This is a genomic window from Cystobacter fuscus DSM 2262, assembly GCF_000335475.2.
Lineage (GTDB): Bacteria > Myxococcota > Myxococcia > Myxococcales > Myxococcaceae > Cystobacter > Cystobacter fuscus.
Genome location: NZ_ANAH02000037.1, coordinates 1 through 9387, shown reverse-complemented (window position 1 = coordinate 9387; position 9387 = coordinate 1). Strand labels below are relative to the sequence as shown.

The window sequence follows — 9387 nt, the reverse complement described above, 5'->3', positions numbered from 1 at the left end:
CAACTGCCCCGGTCTACCCGACAGGAGACGATTCGTAGGAGATGAGAGGTCGGAACGAGTCCTTTGATGCCTTCCCAGGGCGTCACAGGTAACACAGACCCGCGCGACGCGCCCCGCCGCACCCGCCGGTGGGCCTGCCCTGGGCGCTTCGTGCGAAGATGACCGCCCCGCGTCTTCCCTTCGACGCGGACACTCATCACTGGGAGAGCTCGATGATCCTCTTGTCGGAACGTGTGAAGTCCTGGAGCCGCTCGTTGCTCATGCTGGGCGGTCTGGCGCTGGCGGGATGTGGGGGAGTCACCGAGGAGGAGCCCATGGCCTCCGGCACCGAAGCACCCCTGGCCACGCAGCGGGCCGCGGAGTACGCGGAGAGCGACTGCGACGGCCCGAACGACTGCCCGGTGCCCGACCGGTACGTGAATTGTGGCCCCGGAAGGCCTCAGGCCTACGCCTGGCAGACGAGCGATGGCGGCTACTGCGTCGAGCGTGACGCCTGTGGCCGCGACGTGTACCTCTGCCCGTACTTCTAGCCCGCGCGCAATTCGTCCCGCGGTTGCATGAGGAGACGGCCCAGCATGTTCTTGCCGCGGCCGTCCCCGCCATCGCCCCAGTAGTCGTCGTTCTCCGTATGCTCGACGAGCTTCGCGTCCCCAGTACCGAGCCGCAGTTCGCGCATTTCCGGGTGCTGGGTGAACTTGGCGCGCAGGGCGTCACGCATCACCGCCACCTTCACCGACTCCCAGTCGCGCCGCGGCTTCTGATGGCGATCGCGGCCGAGCTCCGCGGCAATGGCTGGCGTACGCGCCTTGCTGGCATGGAACCAGAGGACATCCAGGCCGAAATCCTGGAACTCACGGGCGGCCGGTGCGGCGCACGGCGCTCGGTTGCTTCAGGAGTCGTATGCCATTGCGAGCCACATCACCCCGTCATACGGGGAGGATGAGCAGTCTTCGTGACCGCGGTCTGTGTTGGGGCGTTCACAGGTGAGGTGCCTGGGGTGTGCACGAGGGTGCTCATTCAAGGCCAATCTCCTGGCTCCAGGGGTGGCCGGGCGCTTGCAGTCCCATGACTTCATGACTGTGATTCGGTCCCGGCTCTCCTGGCTGTTGTGTGTGTGGATGCTCCTGCCCGGCGTGGCGCGCGCCGAGGCGTTCGCGGACTTCGCTCGGGATACGCCGGTGGAGGAGCGGAGCCATCCTCGAGCCGTGCGCATCCTGGCGGGCGTCGGGCTGGGCTCACTCGCCGCCGTGGCGGGCGGTGTCGGAGGCGCCCTCGTGGCGGACGCGCTGTGCACGCCGAGCGGAGGCGGCTGGTTCTCGGGTCTGCAATGCCTTGGACCCGGCCTGGGCGGAGCGACCCTGGGCGTCGCCTTGGGTTACTCCCTGGGCGTCTGGGGCGGTGGGGAATGGGTGGGAGGCGATGGCCGCCTGTGGGCGACGATGCTCGGGGCCACCGCTGGGTTCGGGGCGGGCATCTCGTTGATCCTGGCGAGCAGGACGTTCGAGTTCTGGCCGGTGGGCCTCGCCCTGGGGCTCGTGGGCACGCACCTGGGTTACGAGTTGTCGCAACCGGCCGTGCCCGCGCGGGCGCTCCAGCGGCGCGCCCGGCTCCAGCCACTGCTGTCCTTCTCCCAGAAGGGCGCCCAGGTGGGGCTGGGCGGCGTCTTCTGAACTACCAGGAGTAGGCGACGTTGAGCATCGCGCGGCGCCGGTCGCCGTGGAAGCAGGCGGACTCGGAGCTGCAGGAGGACACGTTTCGGGTGGCTTAGAGGCTGAGGCACGACCACGTGTCCGCCTCGGTGCGCACCGTGCACGCCTGGACCTGCCCTCAGGAGACCCGCCCCGCCTCGCGGAACCACGCCAGCTCGTCGGCGAGCGTCTGCGCCAGGGGCCGGAAGCTCGCGCCCAGCTCCACTCGGGCCTTCGTTGAGGAAACGGTGCTGCGGGCGTGCATGGTGCTCACGCCCTCCACGGTCATCGCCGTGCTCTTCCCGCTCATCCGCGCCCACAGCTCGGAGGTGGCGGCCACGCCCAGCACCAGAGGGTAGGGGAGCTTCTTCGGCGGCTTCCGGCCCGAGAGCGCCGCCAGCTCCCGCGTCACGTCCACGAGCGAGGCGTACTCTCCGGACAGGATGTACCGCTCCCCCGCGCGGCCCTGCTCCGCCACGCGCAGCATTCCGTCCGCCACGTCGCGGGCGTCCGCCATGGAGGCCCCTCCCTCGAAGACGCCGGGCAGCTTGCCCTGGAGGAAGTCCAGCACCAACTGCCCGCTCCCCGTGGGCGCCGCGTCGTACGGGCCGAACATCCACCCTGGCAGCACCTCCACTACCTCCATGGGGCGCAACTCGGGCGCGAGCGCATGGAGGCGCTCGCTCGCGACCAACTTGCTACGCGCGTACAGGTTGCTCTGTGCCAGCCGGTCCGGAGGGGAGCTCTCGTCCCCGGGGCCACCGTCCTTCGCGCGGCCAATCACGCTCGACGAGCCGGTGTGCACGAAGCGGCGCACCCCGGCGCGCGACGCCACCCTCGCGAGCTGGAGGGGGGCGTGGACGTTGAGCCGCTCCAGCGCGGGCCAGTGGTCCCCGGGGCCGAAGTACTCCCGGAAGTAGGCGGCCGTGTGGAACACCACGTCGCAGCCGCCCAGCGCCGGGGCGAAGGCGTCCACGTCCTCCAAGTCCCCCGCCACCACCTCCGCGCCGGTGTCCCCCAACAGCCGCCGGGCCTTCTCCGGCGAGCGGGCCAGCGCGCGCACCTCATGGCCCCGCTCGCGCAGCAGCCGCACCAGGTTGACGCCCAACAGCCCCGTGCTTCCCGTCACGAACGCCTTCATTCCGCCTCCAATCTGAACAGTGCTCAAATTGAGATAACGGCTCATCTGAGCGGTGTCAAGATGAGCGTTCGGAGCCCGGGGGCGGTAAGGAGGGGGAAGCGATGGCGCAGCGAGGCACGGGCGAAAAGAGGCGGGCGCGCTACCACCACGGCGACCTGCGGCGGGCGCTGGTGGAGGCGGCGCTCGAGGTGTTGGCGCGAGAGGGCGTGGCGGAGCTGTCGCTGCGCGAGGTGGCGCGGCGGGCGGGCGTCAGCGCGGCGGCGCCCTATCACCACTTCCCGGACAAGCAGTCACTGCTGGCGGCGGTGGCGGAGGAGGGCTTCGTCGCGCTGAACGCGGCGATGAAGCAGGCCCGGGAGGCGAGCGGCGGCTGGGCGGAGCGGCTGGAGGGGATGGCGGCGGCCTACATCCAGTTCGCGGTGAAGCACGCGGCGCACTACCGCGTCATGTTCCTGCCGGAGCTGAAGGAGCCGCGCTTCGAGGAGTACCACCGCCTGGGCACGGAGTCGTTCGAACTGATACGCGGCGCGGTGGCCGAGGCCCGCCCGGAGCTATCCGAGCCGGACACGTGGGTGGTGGCGGTGTCCGCCTGGAGCGCGGTGCATGGCTTCACCTCGCTGTGGACGGAGGGGTTCCTCGGGCACAAGGCGGCGCGCCTGCCGGAACTGGAGGGGATGGGCCGCGCGGTGGGCGTCTCCGTCGCGAGCCTCATCCTCCACGCGCCCGCCACGAAGCGCTGAGCGGAAGAAGGTGTCAGACGATTTGTAGGAGACGAGAGGTCGGAACGAGTCCTTTGACTCCTTCCCCGGAAGGGGGGACGCCTGCTCGCCGTTGCCTACATGGTGCTGATCACGATCTGTCCGCGCGCGCGCCTGCTCACCATGTGCGCCACGGCCTGGCCGGCGTGCGCGAGCGGATAGGTCCTGTCGATCACGACCTTCACGGCGCCCGATTGAATCAGCGCGCCGATGTCCTCGAGGTTCTTGCGTGACGGGACGAATTGAATCGTGCGCCACTGCCTGGACTTGAATAGCGCCCCGAACGCCATGCTGGGCAGCGTTCCCAGCCACTTGTGGGTGCCGATGCTGCCGATGCTGTTGGGCAGCAACATCCCATTCGCGGTGAGGACGCGCGCCGAGACCGACGGAGGGTGGTTCATCACGTTGTCCATCACCACGTCGTAGCGCGCGTCCTGCTCCAGGTAGCTCGTCCGCGTGTAGTCGATGACGTGGGAGGCACCGAGCGAACGCACCAGCTCGACGTTCCTCGTGCTGCACACGCCCGTGACCCTGGCACCCAAGGCCCTGGCGATCTGCACGGCGAACGTCCCCAGGCCACCGGAGGCACCGTTGACGAGCACCTGCTGACCTGCGCGGACGCGAGCGACATCGCGCATGGCCACCAGCGCCGTCACGCCCGACATCACCGCCCCGGCGGCTTCCTCGAAGCTGAGCTGCGCCGGCTTGTGCGCCAGTTGTGTCGCCGGGACCACGGTGTATTCGCAGAAGGTCCCAGGAGCGCCGCGCTTGTAACCTCCCGTCCACACCGAGCCGAACACGGCGTCGCCGGGTGCGAAGCCGGTCACGTGGGCGCCCACCGCTTCCACGACGCCGGCGACGTCCGAGCCGCGGACCGGCGACATGGGCGCACGGAGGCCGGACACCAGGCGCAGCGCGTAGGGAACTCCGAGGGTGGCGATGCAGTCCGGCGTGTTCACCGACGTCGCGTGCACACGGACGAGGACTTCGCCGTCGCCCGGCGTGGGGATGTCGCTCTCGCCCTGCACCAGGACGCGTTCAGGCTCTCCGTAACCACTTTGCAAGATGGTTCGCATGAGGACCACCCTACGCGTGCGGAAACTGGCGCCCCACGCATGATTTCGGGATGCCGGCGTGCAAAAATGTGCGCATGGACTGGGACGACCTTCGCTACGTGCTGGCGATCCACCGCGAGAAGACGTTGTCCGGCGCCGCCGCCACCCTCGGGGTCTCCCGGACCACCGTCGGGCGGCGCCTGAAGGAGGCCGAGGATCGGCTGGGCGTCCGGCTCTTCGACCGCACCGAAGAAGGCTTCGCGGCCACGGCCGCCGGCGACGAGCTGGCCGAGACCGCGGCGCGGCTGGAGGCGGAGATCCACGTGACCGAGGGGCGGCTTCTGGGCCGTGACGCCGAGCTCCGCGGCCGGCTGCGGGTCTCGACGGTGGACTTCCTGTTCGCGGGTTTTCCCGAGGTGTTTTCCAGCTTCATCCAGCGCTATCCCGGGGTGGAGGTGACCCTCGGCGTGACCAATGAGCAGGTGTCGCTCATTCGCCGCGAGGCCGATGTGGCGCTGCGTCTGGGCAACAATCCGGCGGAGGGCCTGGTGGGCCGCCGCGTCGGTCGAATGCAGTTAGAGGCCTACGCCGCGCGTTCACTCGTCGATCGGCTGGGCCCTGGTGCCACCCTCGCGGATTTTCCGTGGCTGCATTCGGACGAGCGCTCCGATGGGCGTTGGCTCGATGACTGGCTGGCCCGGAACGCGCCGGGAGCCAAGGTGTCGCTGCGTTCCGACGACTTCGCGGTCCGCCGGCGCGCGCTCTCCGCCGGCATGGGCGTCACCTTCCTGGCGTGCTTCGACGGCGATGCCGATCCAGGGCTGGTGCGCGTGGGAGCGCGCCTCTCCGAAGAGGCGCGCGATCTCTGGGTGCTGACGTTGCCCGAGCTTCGCAACAACAGGCGGATTCGTGCCTTCATGGACCATGTCTACGACGCCTTCAAACCTCATCAGCGCGCACTTGAGGGGAGCGCATAGGCCGCGCACCATCGGACAAGCCGGAGACGGTGTCCCGGAGACGGTGTCAAAGGACTCGTGGGCCTGATCCGTTTTTGTGGACATACCTCGTAAGTCGGCTACACGGGAGGTAGTGTCCATGGAGAGAAGGAAGAGCCGGACCTCCTTGCCGCCATTCGCGATCTCCTGCATCGCGTTGAGGGCATTGGTGTTCTGCGCCTGGGCCTTGGTATGGCGGTCCTGGTTGCCAGTCTTCATCTGCTGGAGGTTCCCCTATTTCAGGCGGACCTTGTGTCGCTCCGCAGTGGCGTTGGGCCGTCCCATGAAGGTGTCGAGAAGGCGTTCCTCCACCCCCACCTCTTCCCAAACAGAGGCGCGCTCGAGCCCGATGCACTCTTGCGGTTCCGCACTTCTCTCATTGCCGACGGTGTCGAAGATCAAGCAGTCGCGGAAGTTCCCCCGGTCCTGCATGAACTGAACGATGGGTTGAGAAAACTGCTCTTCCAGTTTCCTCCACCCGATGACTTCCCACCCCCTCTCGTCCATATGGCGGACAGCGATCTTGAAGAGGATGGGCATGGAGGCAATCCGGTCCAGGTCTGAATCCGGAGTGTCGGTCCTATAATCGTAATAGGCATCATGCGGCATGTTCAGCACCCAGCCGTAGCCAAAGGAGCCGTCCGCGAGGGGAATTCTCAAGAACGATCCGGACTTATAGAGGCGCGGCATCTGCTAATATCCCGCGTAAGGGTGAATCGGGCCCCACAACTCCGTGGCGGCTTCGTCAAACCGCCGACCTCGCGGGTTGTCCTTCGCCACGCCGCGTACGGCATTCTCGGTGCGATAGGGCTCTCCGGTGTCGGAGCGGGCGCCTCCCAGGGAATCAATCAACTGCTGCTCTCTCCCGCGAATCCTCCAATACGCGACGTCATCATATCTCTGGCCATAGTCAATGGCGCTCCCAACATCGAACCTATCCACTTTCGCTTGTCTCGTGGTGTGACGCGCGTAGGACGCGCGCGTCTACATTTACGGGTCCACGGCTTGCGCGGGGCTATCGCCGCTGCGGTCCTTGGAGACGGGCATATAGCACTTGCCCTTGTACTCGGCCCGGTTCGCGTAGCACGGCGGCTTCTGGTTCATGTCCATCCAGCAGCCGCCATTGATCTCCTCTTCACCGAGCGTCGTCTGGCAGGGCGGAACCGCCTGCTTTTTGTACGGCTTCGCGGGTAGGGGATACGCGATGCCGGTCGCTTCCGGTTCAACCGCGTTGATGAAGTCAGGCTCCTGCGCGAAGGTTTCAGCGCTTGCGTCAGGTGACTGGCTCGTCGTGTCCTCGGGAGTGCGTACCGCCTGGAGGCCGTAGATGCAGGCGCTCAGGGCGAGCACCACAAGTCCCGCGAAGGCCCACCCCGTTACGTTCCTCGGCAGCGGGAGACGAGCCATCCACCCGGGCTTTCGCGCCTCGGGCTTCGAGGTGAGGTGGGCTTGGAGCCGGGAATGGTCCTCCACGCGCGAGAAGGCGCTGGTGATCAGCACGAACATGTTGACCAGTGTCGAGACTTCTCCCTCCGCGGGCGCCTCCTCCACCAGCAGCTTCACGGTGGCCGAATCGCGCTTGCACGACAGGCTCACCCGCCAGTCGTCCTGGAAACTCCAGTCCACACGCTCGTCTGACGTCAACACCAGCCCCGGTGCGCCCGTATCGGGGTGGTGCGCATCGTGGAGGCATCCCAGACCCGGTTCCATCCCCGGGTAGCTCCCGCCCATCTTCCAGTCCTTCTCGTCTGACACTCGCGCCTTCTCCTTCAATCACTCCGCGTGGTGGCCCGGAGTACGTCCTCGCGACGCTCGCGCATCGTGGCACGGGAGTCAACCTTCAAGGTAGATGCGAGCAGGATGTCTTCATTGGTTCGACGAGCCAGCCGGGCTTCGAGGAGAGAGCTCGGAGAATGTGTCCCGGAGAGGTGTCCCCGGAGAGGTGTCAGACGATTCGTAGGAGACGAGAGGTCGGAACGGGTCCTTTGACGCCTTCTCAGCGGACGACCTCAATCACGATCGTGTCTTCACGCCTGCGCTCGCCTACGGCACGGCGAAGCTCGAGAACATTCTCTTCACCTGCGAGTTGCACCGGCGCTTTCACAAGGAGGGGCTCTCGGCCGCTCTTCGCGTGGACGCCTACCCAGGCGGCACGGTGAAGCGCACGCCCTGGCTCTCCGCGCCGCCACGGCCCAGGTCGCTCACGGCCCACGTGCCGCTGTCGACCTCGAACACCGCCTGGGCTCCGCCCACCACGCGCTCGAGCTTCCATTTGCCGGGGGACGTCTCGCGATAGAGCAGGTGGAAGCGCGTGTCGAGCGGCCGTGGGTTCGTCACGTGCGCCAAGTGGCCCTCGAGCGTCACGAAGGGCTCGGGGGGCGCCACGGTCGAACCTGGGCGCAAGACCGCCGGAGGCAGGGCCGGTTGCCCATACAGCTCGTCCCGGAAGAGCGCCTTCACGCCCTTGGTGTCATCGAGGATGAACTTCGCGCGGAAGTGCAGGTCGCCCTGGGCGTTGCTCGCGCGCAGCCCGCGGGTGAAGGAGACCTGATCCCTGATCTCCGACAGGGGCCAGTTCTGCAGCTCCGCGGACAGGTTGTGCACGGCGTGGCCCGGGAAGACATGCACGCCGGGCCGCGGGTGGCTCGCCCACCAGGTGGACAGCGTCGAGTAGGCCTGTTTGGACGACTCGCGCCAGTAGAGCTGCGGCGCCAGGTAGTCGATCCACCCCTCCTTCATCCACGTCACGGCGTCACACGCGATGGCGTTGTAGGCGTCGAAGCCGGGCACCGGCTCGCCGTTCTTCCAGATGCCGATGGGCGAGATGCCAAATCGCACGTGCGGGTGCTCGGCGACGATGAGCTCCATCACCTCGCGCACCAGCGTGTTGACGTTGTCGCGCCGCCAGTCCCCCTTGGCGAGAGTGCCGCCCGCCTCCTGGTAGCGCGCGTAGGTCGCGTCGTCCGGGAAGGGCGTGCTCTTGCTGTCGGGGTACGGGTAGAAGTAGTCGTCGAAGTGCAGGCCATCCACGTCGTAGTGGTCGAGCAGGTCCTTCACCACGGCCTTCACGTGCTGGCGCACCGAGGGCTCACCCGGGTTCATCACCACGGCGTTGTTGTAGGTCACCGCCGCGTCCGGCAGCTGCTTCGTCACGTGCCCCGGCGCGGCCACCACCGTGGTGGACGCGAGGCCCCGGTAGGGGTTCACCCACGCATGCACTTCCAGGCCCCGCGCGTGGGCCGCTCCGAGCAGGTACTCGAGCGGATCCCACCCGGGGTCCACGCCCTGCGTGCCGGAGAGGAAGCGGCTCCAGGGCTCGAGTGACGAGGAGTAGAGCGCATCGGACTCCGGGCGGACCTGGAAGAAGAGCGCGTTGAAGCCGAGCGCCGCCAGTTCCTCCACCAGCTTGTCCAGCGAGGCCCGGCCCTCCGTGGGCGGCAGGGCGGCGGCCGCGGGCCAGTCGAGCCGCGACACCGTGGCCACCCACACCCCGCGCAGCTCGCGCGCATGTGACACCTCCACGCGCTGCATCCCGGGAGGCGGCTCGGGCTCGGGCGCCGGGGGCTCGGGCTCCACGACCCCGGGCGTCCTGGGGTCCGGGACCTCACCGCACGAGGAGAGCAGCAACGCCAGGCCAGTGGTCAGGAGGGTCTTCCGCACGCGCGGCAATGTAGCGGCTTGTAGCACTCGCCGTCGATGCCTCTCGCCCCCGAGAAGGCGAGAAGGTGTCAGACGATTCGTGTGCGCCAG

General features: G+C 67.9%; 10 protein-coding genes. 4 read left to right on the top strand and 6 right to left on the bottom strand.

Annotated features, from left to right (window positions below):
- Window positions 1–212: 212 nt before the first annotated feature.
- Window positions 213–530: a hypothetical protein gene (locus D187_RS36775; RefSeq protein WP_002632518.1), complete on the top strand. Its 318-nt coding sequence runs from the start codon at window positions 213–215 to the stop codon at window positions 528–530.
- On the opposite strand, the gene ybiA is transcribed toward D187_RS36775, so the two are convergent.
- Window positions 527–835, bottom strand: a complete 309-nt coding sequence (gene ybiA, locus D187_RS36770; RefSeq protein WP_076606298.1) for a riboflavin biosynthesis intermediates N-glycosidase — start codon at window positions 833–835, stop codon at window positions 527–529. The two genes, D187_RS36775 and ybiA, sit on opposite strands and share 4 nt — an antisense overlap.
- Before the next feature lie 238 nt (window positions 836–1073).
- Between ybiA and D187_RS50930 the strand changes: the two genes are divergently transcribed.
- Window positions 1074–1670, top strand: coding sequence for a hypothetical protein (locus D187_RS50930; RefSeq protein ID WP_155893852.1), 597 nt, complete (start codon window positions 1074–1076; stop codon window positions 1668–1670).
- Window positions 1671–1827: 157 nt separating this feature from the next.
- Here D187_RS50930 and D187_RS36760 read toward each other — a convergent pair whose 3' ends face one another.
- On the bottom strand, window positions 1828–2829 hold the full coding sequence (locus D187_RS36760; RefSeq protein WP_002632515.1) for an NAD-dependent epimerase/dehydratase family protein: 1002 nt from the start codon (window positions 2827–2829) through the stop codon (window positions 1828–1830).
- A gap of 101 nt (window positions 2830–2930) precedes the next feature.
- Between D187_RS36760 and D187_RS36755 the strand changes: the two genes are divergently transcribed.
- Window positions 2931–3569, top strand: a complete 639-nt coding sequence (locus D187_RS36755; protein ID WP_002632514.1) for a TetR/AcrR family transcriptional regulator — start codon at window positions 2931–2933, stop codon at window positions 3567–3569.
- A gap of 95 nt (window positions 3570–3664) precedes the next feature.
- On the opposite strand, the gene D187_RS36750 is transcribed toward D187_RS36755, so the two are convergent.
- Window positions 3665–4663 carry an NAD(P)-dependent alcohol dehydrogenase gene (locus D187_RS36750; protein WP_043433390.1) on the bottom strand — a complete coding sequence of 333 codons (999 nt, stop codon included), beginning with the start codon at window positions 4661–4663 and terminating at the stop codon, window positions 3665–3667.
- 74 nt (window positions 4664–4737) lie between these two features.
- Here D187_RS36750 and D187_RS36745 point away from each other — a divergent pair, with 74 nt between their 5' ends.
- Entirely contained in the window at window positions 4738–5619 is an 882-nt protein-coding gene (locus tag D187_RS36745; RefSeq protein ID WP_002632512.1) for a LysR family transcriptional regulator, read from the top strand.
- A 252-nt stretch (window positions 5620–5871) separates the two neighbouring features.
- Here D187_RS36745 and D187_RS36740 read toward each other — a convergent pair whose 3' ends face one another.
- The 3 genes from D187_RS36740 to D187_RS36730 all read right to left on the bottom strand — a co-directional run bounded on the left by D187_RS36740 (window position 5872) and on the right by D187_RS36730 (window position 9297).
- Window positions 5872–6327 carry an Imm26 family immunity protein gene (locus tag D187_RS36740; RefSeq protein ID WP_002632511.1) on the bottom strand — a complete coding sequence of 152 codons (456 nt, stop codon included), beginning with the start codon at window positions 6325–6327 and terminating at the stop codon, window positions 5872–5874.
- Between the two features lie 300 nt (window positions 6328–6627).
- Complete coding sequence (locus D187_RS50925; protein ID WP_002632510.1) at window positions 6628–7392, bottom strand: hypothetical protein; 765 nt, start codon at window positions 7390–7392, stop codon at window positions 6628–6630.
- 384 nt (window positions 7393–7776) lie between these two features.
- Window positions 7777–9297, bottom strand: coding sequence for a glycoside hydrolase family 10-like protein (locus D187_RS36730; protein WP_155893850.1), 1521 nt, complete (start codon window positions 9295–9297; stop codon window positions 7777–7779).
- Window positions 9298–9387 lie beyond the last annotated feature (90 nt).

Excerpts from the sequence above, each read along its gene's own strand:
- D187_RS36750 (WP_043433390.1), bottom strand. The coding sequence starts at position 4,663 with ATGCGAACCATCTTGCAAAGTGGTTACGGAGAGCCTGAACGCGTCCTG.
- D187_RS36740 (WP_002632511.1), bottom strand. The coding sequence starts at position 6,327 with ATGCCGCGCCTCTATAAGTCCGGATCGTTCTTGAGAATTCCCCTCGCG.
- D187_RS36775 (WP_002632518.1), top strand. The coding sequence starts at position 213 with ATGATCCTCTTGTCGGAACGTGTGAAGTCCTGGAGCCGCTCGTTGCTC.
- D187_RS36760 (WP_002632515.1), bottom strand. The coding sequence starts at position 2,829 with ATGAAGGCGTTCGTGACGGGAAGCACGGGGCTGTTGGGCGTCAACCTG.
- D187_RS50930 (WP_155893852.1), top strand. The coding sequence starts at position 1,074 with ATGACTGTGATTCGGTCCCGGCTCTCCTGGCTGTTGTGTGTGTGGATG.
- D187_RS36755 (WP_002632514.1), top strand. The coding sequence starts at position 2,931 with ATGGCGCAGCGAGGCACGGGCGAAAAGAGGCGGGCGCGCTACCACCAC.
- D187_RS36745 (WP_002632512.1), top strand. The coding sequence starts at position 4,738 with ATGGACTGGGACGACCTTCGCTACGTGCTGGCGATCCACCGCGAGAAG.